Annotated in this window: 16 protein-coding genes; 4 read left to right on the top strand and 12 right to left on the bottom strand. The window is 56.8% G+C overall.

All coding sequences use genetic code 11. The features are described 5' to 3' along the window. Window positions 1-3 precede the first annotated feature (3 nt). The 10 genes from N5923_RS22410 to N5923_RS22455 form a co-directional block, all read right to left on the bottom strand. The gene (locus N5923_RS22410; RefSeq protein WP_267144585.1) at window positions 4-291 is read right to left on the bottom strand and encodes a phosphopantetheine-binding protein; all 288 of its coding nucleotides are present in this window, start codon (window positions 289-291) and stop codon (window positions 4-6) included. Next, window positions 291-1,088, bottom strand: a complete 798-nt coding sequence (locus N5923_RS22415; protein ID WP_267144584.1) for a lysophospholipid acyltransferase family protein — start codon at window positions 1,086-1,088, stop codon at window positions 291-293. Before N5923_RS22415 ends, N5923_RS22410 begins: the two co-directional genes overlap by 1 nt. Then, the gene (locus tag N5923_RS22420; protein ID WP_267144583.1) at window positions 1,081-1,809 is read right to left on the bottom strand and encodes a beta-ketoacyl synthase chain length factor; all 729 of its coding nucleotides are present in this window, start codon (window positions 1,807-1,809) and stop codon (window positions 1,081-1,083) included. Before N5923_RS22420 ends, N5923_RS22415 begins: the two co-directional genes overlap by 8 nt. Before the next feature lie 228 nt (window positions 1,810-2,037). Then, window positions 2,038-2,433 (bottom strand): hypothetical protein, encoded by a 396-nt coding sequence (locus tag N5923_RS22425; protein ID WP_267144582.1) that lies wholly within the window; start codon window positions 2,431-2,433, stop codon window positions 2,038-2,040. A 132-nt stretch (window positions 2,434-2,565) separates the two neighbouring features. Beyond that, window positions 2,566-3,600, bottom strand: coding sequence for a 3-dehydro-L-gulonate 2-dehydrogenase (yiaK, locus tag N5923_RS22430; RefSeq protein ID WP_267144581.1), 1,035 nt, complete (start codon window positions 3,598-3,600; stop codon window positions 2,566-2,568). After that, window positions 3,581-5,146, bottom strand: coding sequence for an MFS transporter (locus N5923_RS22435; RefSeq protein ID WP_267144580.1), 1,566 nt, complete (start codon window positions 5,144-5,146; stop codon window positions 3,581-3,583). The genes yiaK and N5923_RS22435 overlap by 20 nt, the downstream gene beginning before the upstream one ends. A gap of 596 nt (window positions 5,147-5,742) precedes the next feature. After that, window positions 5,743-7,122 carry an efflux transporter outer membrane subunit gene (locus N5923_RS22440; protein ID WP_267144579.1) on the bottom strand — a complete coding sequence of 460 codons (1,380 nt, stop codon included), beginning with the start codon at window positions 7,120-7,122 and terminating at the stop codon, window positions 5,743-5,745. Continuing rightward, window positions 7,122-8,210 carry an HlyD family secretion protein gene (locus N5923_RS22445; protein WP_267144578.1) on the bottom strand — a complete coding sequence of 363 codons (1,089 nt, stop codon included), beginning with the start codon at window positions 8,208-8,210 and terminating at the stop codon, window positions 7,122-7,124. Before N5923_RS22445 ends, N5923_RS22440 begins: the two co-directional genes overlap by 1 nt. Next, entirely contained in the window at window positions 8,210-9,841 is a 1,632-nt protein-coding gene (locus N5923_RS22450; RefSeq protein ID WP_407704543.1) for an MFS transporter, read from the bottom strand. Before N5923_RS22450 ends, N5923_RS22445 begins: the two co-directional genes overlap by 1 nt. A 55-nt stretch (window positions 9,842-9,896) precedes the next feature. Further along, window positions 9,897-10,328: a MarR family winged helix-turn-helix transcriptional regulator gene (locus N5923_RS22455; protein ID WP_267144576.1), complete on the bottom strand. Its 432-nt coding sequence runs from the start codon at window positions 10,326-10,328 to the stop codon at window positions 9,897-9,899. 185 nt (window positions 10,329-10,513) lie between these two features. On the opposite strand from N5923_RS22455, the gene N5923_RS22460 reads away from it, so the two are divergent. Beyond that, window positions 10,514-11,365 (top strand): AraC family transcriptional regulator, encoded by an 852-nt coding sequence (locus tag N5923_RS22460; protein ID WP_267144575.1) that lies wholly within the window; start codon window positions 10,514-10,516, stop codon window positions 11,363-11,365. Here the strand turns inward: N5923_RS22460 and N5923_RS22465 are convergent. Further along, a complete protein-coding gene (locus N5923_RS22465; protein ID WP_267144673.1) occupies window positions 11,362-12,240 on the bottom strand; it encodes a lipid kinase in 879 nt (292 codons plus the stop codon). The genes N5923_RS22460 and N5923_RS22465 overlap by 4 nt on opposite strands. 156 nt (window positions 12,241-12,396) lie before the next feature. On the opposite strand from N5923_RS22465, the gene N5923_RS22470 reads away from it, so the two are divergent. The 3 genes from N5923_RS22470 (at window position 12,397) to N5923_RS22480 (ending at window position 16,134) form a co-directional block, all read left to right on the top strand. Continuing rightward, window positions 12,397-13,254: a LysR family transcriptional regulator gene (locus tag N5923_RS22470; protein WP_267144574.1), complete on the top strand. Its 858-nt coding sequence runs from the start codon at window positions 12,397-12,399 to the stop codon at window positions 13,252-13,254. Window positions 13,255-13,356: 102 nt separating this feature from the next. Further along, a complete protein-coding gene (locus N5923_RS22475) occupies window positions 13,357-14,748 on the top strand; it encodes an amidohydrolase family protein (protein WP_267144573.1) in 1,392 nt (463 codons plus the stop codon). Window positions 14,749-15,036: 288 nt separating this feature from the next. Then, on the top strand, window positions 15,037-16,134 hold the full coding sequence (locus N5923_RS22480; RefSeq protein WP_267144572.1) for a glycerol dehydrogenase: 1,098 nt from the start codon (window positions 15,037-15,039) through the stop codon (window positions 16,132-16,134). Window positions 16,135-16,178: 44 nt separating this feature from the next. Here the strand turns inward: N5923_RS22480 and N5923_RS22485 are convergent, their stop codons facing one another. Further along, complete coding sequence (locus N5923_RS22485; RefSeq protein WP_267145269.1) at window positions 16,179-17,378, bottom strand: MFS transporter; 1,200 nt, start codon at window positions 17,376-17,378, stop codon at window positions 16,179-16,181. Between the last annotated feature and the right edge of the window lie 6 nt (window positions 17,379-17,384).

A 17,384-nucleotide genomic window follows, 5' to 3' on the forward strand; every position in this document is an offset into this window, starting at 1 on the left:
TTATCAGGCGCTCTGCGCAGTGCGCTGGGCAGCAATAAAAGCCGCCAGCGAGGCAACAGAGTAGAAATGCTGACGCATCGCTTCACTTTCGGCGGAAAGCACCACACCGTAACGATTTTTCACCGCCAGGCCTAATTCGAGTGCATCAATAGAATCGAGGCCCAGTCCGTCACCAAATAACGGGGCATCGCTTTCAATGTCATCGCTGCTGATATCTTCAAGATTCAGCGTATCAATGATCATCTGTTTAATTTCGAGGATGAGTTGTTTCATACGTTCTTTCCACGTCACTAAGACTGTTCTGGTGTTAAAGCTTGCTGCAAATGACGTGTTAAACGACGTGCCGCCAGCGGCTGCGCGTCCTCGTCCTGCGCCATAAATTGTTGACTGTCGATACGTGTTTTTACGCTCACCGTAAAGACCGGTTTTACCGCCGGAATCTGATACCAGCGGCTCTGCTTATCCAGCATGCGTTGCGTGCAGGTAATATGCACAATCCGCAGGTCACAGCCGCAACGCACCGCAATATTGGCCGCGCCGCGTTGCAGTTGTAAGGGTTCGCCGTAGCGCGTGCGCGTCCCTTCCGGGAAAATCAGCAGCGCATCACCGCGCTGTAAGCAGCGACGGCTCTCCGGCAACAGGGTATCGGCCTGGCTGTTAATCAGATAATCAGCCGCGCGGATTACGCCACGGAAAAAGATATTGTGCTGTAACTCTGCTTTTACCAGGCAGTTAACCTCCGGCATCACCGAAGCAATCAGCACATAATCGATTAATGAAGGGTGGTTGGCGACCACCAGGCAGCCGCGATCGGCCCGCAATATCTCCGCCCCGTCAATATGGTAGTCGTAGACGCCCATGGTGCGGCAAAACCGCAGGAAGCAGCGGAAGCTGAAAGAGATACTTTTGCGCGCCAGCCGGCGGCGGCGATCGCCGTCACGTTGCACCAGCAGCAGCAGATTAAACCAGATCAGCGACAGCAGCAGACCACCGACGCTAAACAGCGTAAAGCTGCAGGCGGTCATCAGCAGACGCCAGACATAGTTAAAACGCGAAGTGTGCGGCATGCGCAGCAGCGAGTCAGACATCATTGTGCTCCCACTGCCAGTTAATGCGCCCACCACCAATCATAAAGCGGCGCTGCTGCGCCTGCCAGCCATGCAGAAATTGCAGACTTTGCGGCCAGCGGCTTGCCGTCGCGACTGCCGCCGGTTGTGACGTGCAGCGTAACTGTTCACCTCTGCCCAGCACCAGCGCCACCGCATAAGGAATATGCAGCGTTTCACCGCTCAGCCAGCGATGATAACGTTCCGGCACCGGGCCATCAAAATCGACCAGCAGCACCTGCTGATAACCGGCGGCGTGCAGTGCCGTCACTTCGACCAGCCCCTGTTGAAAGGTATCCACCCCTGCGGCCAGCGAGGTCGAAACAATTGGCGCGCTGGCAGCAATGGTCAGGCTGCCGACCGCCGAATTATGCACCGACATGGCGAAATCGGTCGGTGACAGACTCTGTTCAGCGGCAAGCGCGTTTAGGATCCGCAGATTACGCTCCAGCTCGCCGTGACGACTGGTAAACACAATCGCATCAATCTGCTGACGACGCAGCAGCGCCAGACCACAATCGACCGCCGCGCGGCTGCCGCTGCTCAGACGACGCGCGGTCATCATCGGCAGCTGGCTGCATTTAGCCAGCGGCTGGTCAGCATTGATCGCCGCCTCGCGCTGCGCCCAGTTGTGCCAGTCAGCAGGCGTCGATAAACCGGGCGCGCTGGCCTGCCAGTCGATTAGATTGTAAAGCAGATTCATAACCTGGTTCTTCTTCAGACATTACTTATTGCCGCATGACCCAGCATGACGCCGCGCCCACCTGAATGCGATAAGATTTAACCGCATTTGCGATAATTCCCACACGCCATCGCCGCAGCAAATGCGCAGGGTTATTAGCGGTTGTCGACTGTATTACGAAAATCTTTAACGGAAATAACTTATTAACGGATGATGGTCAGGTTTAAGCCAGTAAACCTGACCATCGTGTTAATTTAGCGTCTTCGCGGAGAGGCGGAGCTGGATATCCCGATCAAGGTTATTAATCCAGTGATTATAATTGCGGTGAATCTGTCCCCCGCCAGCCTTCAGGTTCTGACTGGAGACATAATTAATGCTGTAACTGGTTGCGGTATAATCAATACGAATATCTGCGGAATGGTCGCGCAATGTCAGACGGCCATTAATCACGCCTGGTCGGTCCGGAAACATCGCCCATTTACGGCCTAATCCTGCCTGCACAATCGCGGCCTGCACTTGCTCAGGGCTATAATAAGCATTGGTTGAGATTGTGTGCTCTACATTGTGAACGGGTTCAGTACGACTGGCACAGCCTGTCAAAATTACCATCGCCACGACGATAGCAAAAAAATGATGCTTATTCATAATATCCCTGAGAATTATTCAACATTTATGGTCAATAAAGCGCGGGGATAATAGCATCAAATGTAAAGAAATGTGAAGCCTGTGCTGAGTGCTGTTGGCGATGATAGTTAAACCAACCGCCAACAGGAATAATTAATTATGGCTAACTGACGGATTTTCCGCCAGTTGTTGTACCTGCTGCCAGACGTTATCATCGACCGGAATACCGAGGCGCAGATTCTCTTCCCGCGTGCTGCGCTGACGCTGACCCGGCCAGGTCACCGCCGACACGCCTTCTGCGGCTTCAGAACTGTTAACGTAATCGCCAATGCTCTGCGTCATTCGTTCGGTAAAATCACCGCCGCCCAGCTGCTCAGGATCGAACACCATAAAGATCTGGCTGGCGCCGGTACAGCTGCCGCGGCCTACTTTATCGATCTGCGGCGTGGCGTTACCGGCGGACAACAGCGCAGCCATCGCATCAAGCAGAATGGCAAAGCCAGACCCTTTCCAGTAACCGGTGGGTAAAATACGTTTCGACGCTTCAATCGGCCCCGGATCGCAGGTCAGGTTACCCTGCTGATCAAAACCACCGGCATACGGCAGCTGCTCGCCTTTCAGCCGTGTCACCTCCAGCTTGCCGTACGAGTATTGTGACATCGCCATATCCAGCACCATCGGCCCCGGTTTACCCGGTACCGCCATCACAAACGGGTTGTTGCCGATACGCGCATCTTTACCGCCCCACGCGGGCATACAGGCTTCAGTATTGGTCCAGCAGATTGCCGCCATACCCTGCTGCGCAGCGCGCCAGCCGTAGGTTCCGCCACGCATCCAGTGGCTGCTGTTGCGCATCGCCACCAGACCGATACCGTGCTGTTTCGCCAGTGCCATCGCGCGATCCACCGCCAGCAGTCCGTTGATAATGCCGGGGCCTTGCTGACCGTCCCAGATCTCCATTACCGTCAGCGCTTTCACCTGCTGCGCGCGGGCACCGGCGTTAACCCAGCCTCTCTGCAGATAATCGACAAAACGCGCCACGCGGTTCAGCCCGTGTGAGTAAATACCGTCGCAGCTGGATTCGGTATGCACCTGCGCGCAGATTGCCGCCTGCTCTGCCGTCATTCCGGCCTTGAGCAAGGCTTGCTCAATGGTGGACTTCATCTGCTCAAAGGCTATTCGCGTCATGGTTGATCTCCCGTTGAATGTCTGGTGTGCGTCGCATCGGGTCGATGGTGCGCATAATGTCGTTATTTCCCCACAGCTGCTGATAAGGCCAGCCGGTCAGTTTCTCTGCCACCGCCTGCGCTTCCGGCGTGACGGCCGCCGCACTACCGCCCTGTTTGCGGCGCTGGATCTCATCAATTAACAGCGCATGATTATGGCGATTAAGGCTGAATTTCAGTGAGCTGAACACGCCGATGCTGAGGAACACCACCGCGCCGACAGCAAACACCAGTGCGATGCCATGTACCGCTTCAGGAGGCTGTACCGCCGCCCCTTTACCGGCAAAGCCCGAAGCCTGCAACACCATACCGACGATAAATAGCGCCACCGCCTGCACCGCTTTGCGCACAAAGGTCATCACGCCGGCAAAGATCCCTTCGCGCCGCTCGCCGGTCAGCATTTCATCGACGTCAGGAATAAAGCTGTAGATATTCCAGCAGACATACTGTGTGCCGGAGCGCCCCATCCCCATAATCAGTGCCGCCAGCCACACCAGCCACAGCGCGGAAGGCAGTTCAAAGGCATAGATACTGATAAACAGCGCCACGCTCGCCAGCATAAAGAACTGCGCCAGTTTGTAGGCCGCACCATTGCCAATGCGGATACAGAGCGGGATCCAGGCAGCGATACAGCAGAACTGCACTACCGACATAAAGGTCATGCCATTGGCGGCATCGACCGTGCTGTGGCCCAGCACGAAAATAATGTAATACGCCAGCACCGCGCCCAGCACATCGAGCGCCACATAGGCGCCGAGATACATACCCACATGCTGACGGAAGGTGCGCACTTTAAAAGTCGACAGCAGTGAGCGGAACAGCGCCGTCATATCACGTTTAAACGCCACCGGCTGCGGCTTGTGCTCCAGTACGATTGGGCGTTCCCAGGTCCAGAGATAGAGGCAGATAATCACAATGGCGAACAGCGTGGCAAAGATAATGCCCATATACAGGAAGGAGGCCGAAGAGTCCTCGCCCAGCAGCGCGATAATCGCCCCCGGCAGCCAGGCGGCCAGGATCCCGGCGCCCATTGAGAAGAACATTCGCACGCCGGTCAGTCTCGAACGCACGCGGAAATCATGAGTCATCTCCGCCGCCAGCGTTTCGTAGGGGACGATCACCAGCGTATAGGCGGCATAAAACAGAATATAGGTGGCAAGGTAGTAGCCGAAGCCCATATCGCTGATCCACATCACCACATAGCTGACAAACACCAGCGGCGCGCCGAGCAGAAAGAAGAAGCCGCGACGGCCAAAACGCTGACCGAGCCGGGTACGGTAGAAATTATCGGTAACGTAGCCCATTAGTGGATCGAAAAACGCATCCAGCAGACGGGCAATGGCAATAACTGCCCCGGCTTCGGCAGGACTCAATCCGCCGTAAGTGGTATAGAAGAACATTAACCAGAGACCGAGAACGGCAAAACTGCCGCCACCGAATACGTCCCCGCCGCCATACGCCAACATATTTTTCAGCCCGATGGGCTTTTCCTGCGCACGATTAATCATGGCAACCTCGTTGTTGCGCCGCTCAATGGCGACGTTTTTATGGGTACAGGAAAAAACTAGCTATCGGGTTACTACCATACAAGTTATGCTGGCGTTTTTATCAGCAGCGATCACATTTTGAACAACAGAAGAAGTGAGAAGTGTGATGCAGGTGGGTTAACGATAAAGGAACCTCTGTTGAAGGGGGAGCCGTTTTTGGCTCCCGTTCAAATGGCGGGCACATTGCAAACCATCGGCACGGGCGGCGAGAACGCCGCCCCTACGCCAGAATATCTGAAACACTGTAGGGGAGCCGTTTTCGGCTCCCGTTAAAATGGCGGGCACATTGCAAACCATCGGCAGGGGCGGCGAGAACGCCGCCCCTACGCCAGAATATCTGAAACACTGCAGGGGAGCCGTTTTCGGCTCCCGTTCAAATGGCGGGCACATTGCAAGCCATCGGCAGGGGCGGCGAGAACGCCGCCCCTACGCCAGAATATCTGAAATACTGTAGGGGAGCCGTTTTCGGCTCCCGTTAAAATGGCGGGCACATTGCAAACCATCGACACGGGCGGCGAGAACGCCGCCCCTGCATAAGACCGAAGGTTGTTGATTATTTACTGCTGATTCCAGCCACCACCCAGCGCGCGATAGAGATCAATCTGCGCCAGTAACAGGCTGTTTTTCAGCTGCACCACACTTAGCTGGGTACTGAACAGCGTGCGCTGTGCGTCCAGTTCATCAAGGTAGGAAGCATAGCCATTCTGATAACGATTACGCGCGATGCGCAGCGCTTCGCTGACGATCTCCTGCTGCTTCTCCAGTTCCGCCAGCTGCTGCTGGCTGCGCTGGATGGCATCGACATCATTGTTCACTTCACTGAATGCGCTGCGCACCACCTTTTCGTAGTTGTACAGCGCCTGATTGCGCTCGGCCATCGACACATCCACCTGCGCCGTCAGCGCTTCGCGGTTCAGCAGCGGTGCCAGCACACTGCCGCCGACGCTCCATAAGCGGAACGGGTTATCCACCAGCTGATGCAGCACCGAGCTTTGCAGCGTGCCGGAGGCGGTCAGATTCAGTGATGGTAGTAGCTTAGCCTGCGACGATTGCAGCGTCTTATCGGCGGCCAGCAGCTGGCGCTGCGCCTGCACAATATCCGGTCGTCGCTGTAACAGTTGCGACGGCATTACCGCTGGCAAAGGCTGCGGTTTAATCTGGTTAAAGTCCGACGCCCGCGCAATCTCTCGCGGATTCATCCCCACCAGAATACTGAGCGCATTCTCCTGTTCGCTGATCTGATGCTGTAACTGCGGGATCTGCGCTTTTGCTGTCTGATATTCCGACGCCGCCTGCACCCACTCCAGCCGCGAGGTATAACCGCTCTCATACTGGCGCTGTGCCAGATTCAGCGAGTTTTCACGCGTGGCCAGCGTTGATTCGGTCACGCGCAGCTGCTCATCCAGCGCGCAGAGCGTCAGATAACCGGAAGCGACCGAGCTGGCTACCGTCAGTTCCGCCGCGGAGGCCGCTGCCTGCTGGGCCGCCAGCGAGTAGTTCGCCGCACCGATGCTGCTGCTGCGCGCGCCCCAGATATCGACCTCATAGCTGGACTGCAACACGCCCTGGAAGGTGGTGCTCTGGATCGGCTGACCGGTGGCCGCCGAGATGGTGCGCGCACGGCTGGCGTTAACCCCGGCATCCAGCGTCGGGAAGTTGTCGCCCTGCGTGGCGCGCAGCTGCGCCCGATACTGAACGACACGGGAACGCGCGGTCAGAATATCCGGGTTATTGCGCAGCGCCTGCTCCACCAGGCTGTTCATCTGCGGATCGCCAAAGGCGCGCCACCAGTGCGCTTCCAGCGCCGAAGCAGGCCCCACCTGATTGCGCCACTGTGGCGGAATTAACAGTGAAGCCGGCGCTTTGCTCACTTCAGTCGAACAGGCCGCCAGCATTAACGGGATCAGTAACGCCAGCCCCTTCGGTTGCCAGCGCATTACGGCTTCTCCTTGTCGGCTGCAGCGGTATCAATCGTCAGTTCCACTGACATCCCCGGCCGCAGATGCGCCAGGTTTTCACTGGTGATTTTAATCCGCACCGGAATGCGCTGGGCGATTTTAACAAAGTTACCGGTGGCATTATCGGCGGCAATAGCGCTGAACTCGGAGCCAGCCGCCGGAGAGATATACTCCACTTCACCGCTAAAGCGCTCGCCATCCAGCGCATCGACGCTAAAGCTCACCGGCAGACCCGGCCTGACGCGCGCCATCTGCGTCTCTTTCATATTGGCAATCACCCACATCTGCTCTGGCACCAGCGAGGTAAGACGCGTACCGGCAGTGACATACGCGCCCTGCCGCACCGAAATCTGTCCCAGCTGGCCGTCGCGCGGCGCAGTAATCCGCGTGTTATCCAGATCGATCTGCGCCAGTTCCAGCGCCGCCTGCGCACTGGCGACGTCAGCTTCCAGCGAGGCGCGATTGACAATCACCGTCTGCAGATCCTGACGCGACACATCAAGGGTAGCTTTCGCCTGCTGGACATCGGCATCGGTCTGGCTATGGCTGGCGCGTGAAGCATCGCGTTCACGCACCGACAGCGAACCGTCCGCCACCAGATTCTCCACCCGCTTCAGATCAAGGCCGCTTTTCACCGCCTGCGCTTTGGCATTGGTCAGCGCTGCCTGGTTGCGCGCAATCACCGCCTCGGCGCTACGCCGCTGTTGCAGATTATTCGCCAGCGTGGCCTTTTTCATCTCCAGCTGCGCCTGTGCCTGATGCACGCGTTGCTGATAGATGCGGTCATCAATGGTCATCAGCAGATCGCCTTTATGCACCGGCTGAAAGTCGAGGACTTCCACTGCGGTGATATAGCCGCTGACCTGCGGGCTGATAAAGGTGATCTGCCCGCGCACATAGGCATTTTCGGTGCTTTGCGCGCTGCTGGTAAACGGCCATAGCTGCCAGGCGTATAAAATCACCAGTACGCCGACGATAGCGATACCGCTACCCACAGCAATCGACAAAATGCGCAGCTTATTATTTCTCTCGCGTTCAGAGGCTTGCGCTTGTTCCTGTTGACTCATTATTTCTCCGTGCCTGATACAGTTGTGGCGGGGGTAAGTTGTGCAGCCTGCGCGTCACGCTGCGCCTGGCGCCAGTCGAGATAACGCAGACGGGTTAAGCGCCACAGCACCCACATCAGGGTGCAGAGCGCCATCGCGGCAGTCAGTAAATAGGTATCGTTGTACGCCAGTACATTGGCCTGCAGGGTGGCGACGGTCTGCAACTGCACCACGCCCTCGGCGTTGCGCAGGACGCCATCACCGAGCAAGCTGTTATACAGCGCGCTGTACTGACTAAGGCGTTCGGTAACATTGGGATTCAGCAGCGACAACTGATCGCCCAGCAGGCTGGAGTGATATTTTTCGCGCCAGGTCTGGAACGTGCCAAGGATCGCCGAGCCAATCAAACCGCCAAGGTTCTGGCTCATACCAAACAGCACCACAAAGCTCACCAGGTTTTTCGGCTGCGTGACCACGCTGCCAATCCCCAGCAACATTGCTGGCGCGAGGAAAAAGGCGCTGCTAAAGCCGAGCAGAAACTGGCTGAGATACATATTATCCGGGCGCGTCAGCGGATTGGATTGTGCATCCATCAACGACGCGACCATCATAATCAGCAGCGAGGTGACAATCGGCCAGCTCAGATGCGTCGGCTTAATCGTCAGCGCACTGACCACAATGCCGACAATCACTCCGGCGATAATCGCCAGCGCCAGCCCGCGCATCTGGTCGTTCTGCAAACCAATTTGCTGCAGAAAACCGATAGCGCCGGTATTCTGCTCCGCCAGCACGATGCGCATCATAATCATTACAATGCCGAGACGCACAATCTTGCCGCTGCCCAGCCAGCGGGTATTGATTAGCGGATTGGTGCGGTTATGCTCCGTCAGCACCGCAGCCACAATCAGCACCAGCGCCAGCGCCAGGCTGATCCCCAGCCACGGCGTTTCAAACCACCATTCGAGACGGCCCAGCGACAGCACGCCGCATATCAGCGCCATACCGGGCGCCAGCAGCAGAAAAGTCAGAAAGTCGGTTTTTTCAAACGCTTTAACCCGGTCGCCGGGCGGCAGCTTCAGCAGAAATACGCAGCCCAGTGCAATCAGCGCCAGACCCAGTTCAAACAGATAGAGTCCGCGCCACTCATCCAGTTGCAGCAGTTCCGTCGAGAACAGGCGCGCCAGCGGGATCGCCAGCTGTGAGGCGCAGATGCCGATGGTCAGCGCTTTCAGCCGGTGCTTCGCCGGCCACGCCTGGATTTGATAGTAGATCCCCAGTGAACTGAGCGCCGCCCCCACCATGCCGTGAGCGGCGCGCACGATAATCGCCGAACTGAGATCGTTGGCAAACAGATGGAAAAACGCCACCAGCACATACAGCACCAGAAAGGCCTCGGTAAAGATACGCAGGCCAAACTGCTGACGAAACTTCACCAGCAGCAAGTTAATGGAGATATTGCCCATCACATATACCGCCGGCAACCAGGCAATCTCATTGGAGTAAGCACCAAAGGTGCCCTGCAGATTGGTCAGGTTGGCGGTGACCAGCGCATTACTCAGCGCGCCGGTAATCGAAATCAGCAGGCCAATCAGACCAAAAGCGATGCGCTTATGGCCGGGATGGAGCGGCGTTGACGGTGAGCCTGGCAGCATCGGTTTTTCATGCGGTTGCCATTCACGCACCACGTAAGGACTGTTCTTCGCCACTTCAGTTTGCTCCGGTCGCGGTTAATAACTGCTGCAACACTCTTTCGGTGATCACCAGCTCCTGCGGGTCGATATCCGCCAGCAGCTCACTACGCAGGGCATCGGCCTCTATTTTAACTTTACGAAACAGCTCCCTGCCCTGTTCGGTGACCAGCAGCAGACGCTTACGCCGATCTTCCGCAGGCTGGATGCGCTCTACCAGCTGTTGTCTGACCAGCCGATTAATTAACGGCACCACGCTGGCATCTTCGAGACCCAGCACCTGCGCCAGCGCCTTCTGCGTCATCGGTTCTGCTTCACTGGCAATCGTCGCCACCGCCAGCCAGCTGCTCATGCCGAGACCGTTATCTTTTAAACGCCGGTCGATCGCCAGCCGCCACTGATGGGCAGTAAGATGAAGCAGACGGGAGAAGTTGCGATGCAGGGAATCCAAAATAGTGAGGCCTGATGATTAGAGTTCTAACTAATTAGTGGTGCTGATTATACGCAACGGTAAAAGCCACTGGGAAGAGCATATCCCCACTATTTTTGTGCAAAACGTTGCATATTTCTCTGCTTGCCTGGCACAGTATAGCCGCTATACCCTGAAGCATCGTTTAACCGGGAGAGCAGTAACAGATGAAACAAGCGGCGCAAAGCTGGGTGGAAATCTCCCGTGACAGTGACACGCAGATTGAAGCGATTCGCGCCCACTTTACCGGTCACGCCTACGATCCCCACTGGCATGACAGCTATCTGGTGGGGGTGACCGAACAGGGCGTACAGCAGTTTCACTCGCGGCGCAAGAAACATCAGAGCCGCCCCGGCAATGTGATTTTGCTGGAACCGGGCGAGCTGCATGATGGCGATGCTGTTGATGACAGCGGCTTTACCTATCGCATGCTGTATATCGATCCGGCGCTGATGCAGCAACAGCTGGGCGACCTGTATAGCCATCTGCCACAGCATTTCGAACTGAATTTTGCCGCCACGCTGACGCAGGATACGCGGCTGGCGCACGCCACCTTTGATGCTTATCAGACATTGCAGGATAATGAGCCGAAAATGGTCAAAGAAGCGGCGTTACAGGATCTGTTTGCCGCGCTGACCCGTCATCATCACTGGCAAAAAGCCCGCAGCGCTTCCCCTGCCGACACTCTGCTGGCGCAACAGGCGCGGGACTATCTGCACAGTTGCTATACGGAAAATATTGGTCTGAGCGATATGGCCGCCGCATTAGGCGTCGATCGTTTTCGTTTGTCGCGCGAATTTCAGGCCAGATATGGCCTGCCGCCGCACGCCTGGCTGATTCAGCTGCGCCTGACCCAGGCGCGTCGCCTGCTTGCCAGCGGTATTGCACCGATCGAGGTGGCGGCGCGACTCGGCTTTGCCGATCAAAGCCACCTCGGACGCTGGTTTAAACGCGCTTATCAGTTAACCCCCGCGCATTATCAACGCCACTGCAAAACACCTGCTGGCAGAGGTTATTAACGCTGGCGGATTAACGGGGCAAAGACCTGTACCGCATGCTGACGAACCGAGAAGTGCGCCGGGGTTTTGCCGACAATCTCGCCGTCAGCATTAATATCGTGCGGGCGACGGGTGGTGATGGTTAAGGCGGTGGCGGGAAACGCCCGTACTTTACGCCATTTACCATGGGTGCCGCGCCGCAGATAAGGCGCCAGCGCCAGCATCTCCCACCAGTGATCGAGTTCAAGACTGTAAACATCCAGCTGACCATCATCCGGCGCCGCACTCTGCTCCACCGTCATACCGCCGCCGTAATAGCGGCCATTGCCAACCGAAATCTGGATGGTTTTCACCGTTTCACAGACACCGTCATGCTCAATCTGCACGCTAAACGGGCGGCTTTGCCGGAACAGCTTACTGGCGGCAAAAGCGTAGCCCAGCACGCCCCAGCGTTTCTTTGATTCAGCGGTCAGACTTTTCGCCAGCGCAGCGGAAAACCCGATACTGGCGACGTTAAAGAACGGCCGTTCATTAACCATACCAACATCGACGGGACGCCGATCACCGGCGGCAATCACCGCCACCGCCCGCGTCAGATCTTTTGGGATATTCAGGGTGCGCGCCAGATCGTTGGCGGTTCCCAGCGGCAAAATCCCCAACGGCAAACCGGTGGCGATCAGCGCCCCGGCCACCGTATTCAGTGAGCCATCGCCACCGCCGACTATTACCATATCCACCCGTTCAGCGCAGGCATACACCGCATCATTCAGCGATAAACCCGCCTCAGGTTCGATAATCGCAAAATCATGGCGGCGTAAGGCATCAATCGCCAGCGCGGCGGAGTCTGCACCGTTGCGGGCATTTCGATTAATTAACAGCAATGCGCGACGCGACATCATTTGTTACCTGTGTGGCAAAACCGTCATTAGACCCTGCTCGCCCGCAGTGCTCAAGCCGCCTGACAATTCATTACCTTACGATAACTGCTTGCCAGCGAGGCGGCGATGGCTACTATTGCATAATTGAATATCCCGACCTTCAGCAGTGAAAAAATGAATCGCTATCCGATGTTCAGTCCGCAGCAGTTACTGAGTTTTGTCGCCGTCTGCGAAAGCGGCAGTTTTACCCGCGCCGCCGATCGGGTGTTTCTTTCGCAGTCGACGGTCAGCCAGCAGGTACGCCGTCTGGAGGAGATGCTGGGCAAAGCGCTACTGGAACGATCCTCCCATCAGGTACAGCTGACCGAAGAAGGTGAAAAACTGCTGGGCTATGCCAGGCGCATTATTGCGCTGAATGGCGAAGCCCATGATGCGTTAACCGATATCTGGCGCGACGGCGTCGTCAGGCTGGGAATGCCGGAGGATTTTGCCGCTCCCACCACCGCGCTGCTGGCAGAATTCAGCCGCAGCCATCCACATCTGCGACTGGATGTCTCCAGCGGCCTGAGCAATGAACTGCGCCACGCCTGGCAGCGCGAAGAGCTGGATATTATTCTGATTAAACAAGCCCGGGGCGATAAACCCAAGGCCGCGCGCAGCGAGCCACTGCTGTGGCTGGACAGCGCTGCGTGGCCGACCTTTGAACAGAACCCGGTGCCGCTGGTGCTGTTTCCGCTTAATGGCTTATATCGCGATAAGTTATGTCAGGCACTGGATGCGATTGACCGCCGCTGGCGCATCAGTTACAGCAGCGCCAGCCTCGCGGCGCTGGTCGCGGCCAGTGCCGCCGGATTAGGCGTTACGCTGCTGCCCGCCAGTTGCCGCCTGCCGCAACACCGGCTACTGGGCGTGGAGCACGGCCTGCCGCCGGTTGATAATTTTGAGCTGGCACTGTTTTATCGCGATAACGCCTCGCCGGCGCAGCTGGCGCTGGCGGAAAAACTGCGGCAATTCTGCCAGCTTAGTGAGTAGTGTGTTTGCCACTGCTAACCAGTGGCAAATATCACAGCCATTCTTTGTCACTTCTTTTATGGTGAAACCTTCTTTCCGTTGGTCAGCTTAAAGGAAATCGATGTGCAAAATCCCCAACAACAGAGTCGCCGCAACTTTCTTACTCAAAGCGCGCGGGTTACCGCTGGCGGCGCCATGCTGGCCAGCGGCATCGCCGCCGCAGCCACCACGACACCGGTTACAGGTAAGTGTGATGACAGCGCGGTGAAATCATTTAACGCCAGCCATTACCGGTTAATAAATGTGCGTCTGGAGGAGGGTTTCGAACGCGAAGGTGACACGATTATCGCTACCCGTACCGGGCTGTATCACCTCGAAATCAACCACGGCAATATCGTCGCGCTGCAACCGGCGTCCACCGCCAGCCACTCTGCCCTGCCAGCCTTTGACGCAGAGGGGTTGCTGCTGTTGCCCGCCACGCGCGATATGCATATTCACCTTGATAAGACCTTTTATGGCGGTCCGTGGCAGGCGCCGCGCCCGCGTAAAGGCAAAACCATTATGGATATGATTGCGCGCGAACAGCAGCTGATCCCGCAACTGCTGCCCACGTCAGTCGCACGCGCTGAAGCGATTATCGGCCTGTTACACTCCCGGGGCACCACGGTGGCACGCAGCCACTGCAATATCGATCCGGTCAGCGGTCTGAAAAGCCTTGAACATTTGCAACTGGCGCTGGAAAAGCATCAGCAGGATTTCAGCTGTGAAATTGTCGCCTTTCCGCAGCACGGTTTATTGCACTCGCAAGTGGATGGCCTGATGCGCGAAGCGATGCAGATGGGCGTGCAGTATGTCGGTGGGCTGGATCCGACCAATGTCGATGGTGCAATGGAAAAGTCCCTTGATGCCATGTTCCGCATCGCGCTCGACAGCAAGAAAGGTGTCGATATTCATCTGCATGAAACCACGCCCGCCGGGGTGGCGGCGATTAACTATATGATCCAGACAGTGAAAGAGAACCCGGCGCTAAAAGGCAACGTCACCCTCAGCCACGGGTTTGCGCTGGCGACCTTAAGCGGCAATGAACTGGACAGGGTGATTGCCGGTCTGGCTGAACAGCAGTTTACGGTGGCCTCCACGGTGCCGCTGGGAAAACTGACCATGCCGCTGCCACAGCTTGGCGCGCAGGGCGTGCGGGTGGTGACCGGCACCGACAATGTTATCGATCACTGGTCGCCGTTTGGCAGCGGCAGCATGCTGGATAAAGCCTCGCTGTATGCCCAGCTGTATGGCAATTCCGACGAATTTGGCCTGACCCGCTCGCTGGCGATTGCCACCGGCGATATTCTGCCGCTGGATAATCAGGGCCAGCGTCAGTGGCCAAAGGTAAATGACCCGGCAGAGATGATACTGGTTGAAGCCAGCTGCTCGGCGGAAGCGGTGGCGCGTGTGTCGCCGGTAAAAGCTACCTTCCATCGGGGCCGGCTGGTCGCTGGCGCCGTAAGACCCGCCTGACCTTATACACGTCATCACGATAAAAAGTGATGGCGTGTTAATGCCCCGCACGACTGGCCCGACCACCACTCATAACAAAGCATTAACATATCCTGTTGTTTTCAAATCATAAAAAATCGCGCAATTACACGCCACTTCGGTCAAAAAGTGATGCAGATCACAAAAAAAGCATTGGAGGGATTAACCGCATGATGCGTCCTTTTAGCCCTTAAGGATTTGATGTAAATAATTAGCTAACAACTAATTAATATGTTTATCAAATCCATCCAACAAATAAGGACTAAGCTTATGAGCAGATTCATTTTTTCGTCACCGGGAAAATATGTTCAGGGTGCTGGCGTTCTCAGTGAACTGGGTAAATATATTCAAAGTAGCGGCAAACAGGCGTTTCTGATCGCCGATGATATCGTCTGGAAAATCGTCGGCGAGACGGCCATCCGCTCACTGAAAGACGCCGCGGTGGAATATCACTACCAGGCGTTTAATGGCGAGGCGTCACGCAATGAAATTGTGCGCCTGACCGAAGCGGCACGCAGCCAGGGCGCCGATATGGTGGTCGGACTCGGTGGCGGTAAAACGCTGGATACGGTAAAAGCGGTGGCTGATGAGCTAAAAGTCCCGGTGATTATCGTGCCAACCACGGCCTCAACCGATGCCCCATGTAGTGCGCTGTCGGTGATCTATACCGATGAAGGCGTATTTGAAAGCTATCGCTTCTACGATAAAAACCCTGATTTAGTGCTGGTTGACACCTGGGTGTGCGCGCAGGCGCCGGCGCGTCTGTTTGCTTCCGGTATTGCTGACGGCCTCGCGACTTATGTTGAAGCGCAGGCGGTATTACGCACCCACAGTTTATCGATGGTGAGCGGCACACCGACCATCGCCGGGATGGCGATTGCCCGCGCCTGTGAGGAGACGCTGCTGACCTGGGGCTTTAGTGCCTATCAGGCGGTGCAGCAAAAACGCGTTACTCCGGCAGTGGAAGCGGTGGTGGAAGCCAATACCCTGTTATCGGGTCTCGGCTTTGAGAATGGGGGTCTGGCGGGCGCGCATGCGATTCATAACGGTTTTACCGCCATCAGTGGCGATATCCATCATCTGACCCACGGTGAGAAAGTAACCTACGGCACCCTGACGCAAATGGTGCTGGAGCAGCGTCCGGATGAGGAAATCGAGCAGTATATCCGCTTCTACCGCAGCATCGGCATGCCGACGACGCTGGCAGAAATCCATCTCGATAAAGAACCATGGGAAAATCTGGTCAAAATCGGCGCACTGGCGAACAGTGATGGCGATACGCTGAAGAACCTTAATGCCTCACTGAGTGCGGAACAGGTTGCCAGCGCCCTGATTGGTGTTGATGCATTTAGCAAAACCATTAAGTAATTTATAACCGCAAATGCTGGCGCCCGGCGCCAGCATTTTTTGGCTTAGCGATCCGCCAGCGGGACATCGTTGCGCGCGCTGTCCAGCGATTTTGACCAGAAGAACAGGCCAAAACCGGCCACCGCCAGAATAAAACCAACCATCCCGGTAGAAGACCAGCCGAAACCCAGCGCCACACTCATCCCACCCAGCCATGCGCCCAGCGCATTCGCCAGATTCAGCGCCGAGTGATTCAGCGAAGCCGCCAGCGTCTGGGCATCATCCGCGACATCCATCAGTCGGGTTTGCAATGCCGGCACCAGTGCAAAACTGCCGCCAATCGCCAGTACCAGCGGCACAGCGATCCATGCAATATCGGCGAAAAAGAAGAAGGCCAGCTGCATCACCATCACCCATCCCAGTGACCAGGCGATGGTATTCATCACCGATTTATCGGTCATCCGTGAACCAACGATATTGCCGAGGATCATGCCAACGCCAAACACCCCCATCACAAAAGGCACGCCCGCCTGCGGAATACCGGTCAGCTGCGTCATGGTTGGCGCGATATAACTAAGCACCGAGAACAGCCCACCGGTGCCGACGGCCGCAATCCCCAGCGCCAGCCATACCTGTTTCTTTTTCAGCGCGCCCAGTTCCGCCAGCGGATTCGACACCTGCGCCTGTTTCTGTCCCGGCATCCACAGCAGCAGCAACACGATGGTCACCAGTCCACAGAGGCCAATCAGCAGATAAGTGCTGCGCCAGCCCGCCAGCTGGCCCAGCCAGGTTGCCAGCGGCGAGCCAAGTAGCGTCGAAATGGTCAGCCCCATCATGACCCGCCCTACCGCTTTGGCGCGCTGGCCGACACCCGCCATCGAAGCAGCCACCACCGACGCAACGCCAAAGAAGGCGCCATGCGGCAGGCCGCTAATAAAGCGCGCCACCATCAGTGAACTGAATCCCTGACTCAATGCACTGGCCAGACTGCCAGCGGTAAACAGCGCCATCAGCAGTAACAGTAATATTTTACGCTTCAGACTGGCTGACAGCACCGCAATTACCGGCGCGCCGACGACCACGCCTAAGGCATAACTACTGATGGTATAGCCAGCGACCGGAATGGTGATCGACAGGGTATGCGCCACATCGGGCAGTACGCCCATACTGGCAAACTCACCGGTGCCGAGACCAAATCCCCCCACGGCTAACGCCAGCTCGACCCGACGCTGCTGTTTTGTTGAATGACGCGAAATTAAAGACATATCCCT

The sequence above is a fragment of the Winslowiella arboricola genome (assembly GCF_025527015.1).
GTDB classification, from domain to species: Bacteria; Pseudomonadota; Gammaproteobacteria; order Enterobacterales; family Enterobacteriaceae; genus Erwinia; species Erwinia arboricola.